At 54.7% G+C, this 644-nt stretch carries 2 protein-coding genes; both read left to right on the forward strand.

All coding sequences use genetic code 11. From position 1 onward, the window contains the following. The coding region (locus tag ABD006_RS17900) for a methylenetetrahydrofolate reductase (protein WP_343844106.1) at positions 1–198 on the forward strand (198 nt) is incomplete at its 5' end. A gap of 132 nt (positions 199–330) precedes the next feature. Continuing rightward, positions 331–644: EamA family transporter (locus tag ABD006_RS17905; protein WP_343844109.1), on the forward strand; the 314-nt coding region annotated here is incomplete at its 3' end.

Genomic DNA, 644 nt, shown 5'->3' on the forward strand with positions numbered 1-644 from the left:
ATGCCGGTGTGGATGACAAAAATGTTCGAAGGGCTGGATAACGACGCCGAAACCCGTCAACTGGTGGGGGCGAATATCCCCATGGACATGGTGAAGATCTTAAGCCGGGAAGGGGTCAAGGATTTCCACTTCTACACCCTGAACCGCGCCGAGATGAGCTACGCCATCTGCCATACGCTGGGCGTACGCCCGGCCTGAGTTTTCATTAACGTTTAGTGCGATGGCGAAGCCGGTTTTCCCCATCCCTTTTTTTTTGCCCAAAACGCTGATACAGGTCAGGGGAGAGCAGAAGATAAAGCGCGTATAGTGCCAGCCTGATAATTGACAGGGATGGGTTATGCAATGGCAAGGAAGAGCGATCCACTGGCGTTTGGCGGTTTGGCGTTATTAACGCTGATCTGGAGCTTTAGCTGGATCGCGATGAAGCAAGTGACGAGCTATATCGGCGCTTTTGACTTCACGGCGCTGCGCTGTATTTTTGGCGCCGTGGTGCTATGGATAGTGATGTTGATCCGCGGTAAAGCGCTCAAGCCGACGCCTTTCGGCTACACCCTGGCGATCGCGTTATTGCAAACCTGCGGCATGGTCGGTCTGGCACAGTGGGCGCTAATGAGCGGTGGCGCCGGTAAAGTGGCGATCCTGAG

Source organism: Salinibacillus aidingensis (assembly GCF_039522525.1).
Lineage (GTDB): Bacteria > Bacillota > Bacilli > Bacillales > Alkalibacillaceae > Salinibacillus > Salinibacillus aidingensis.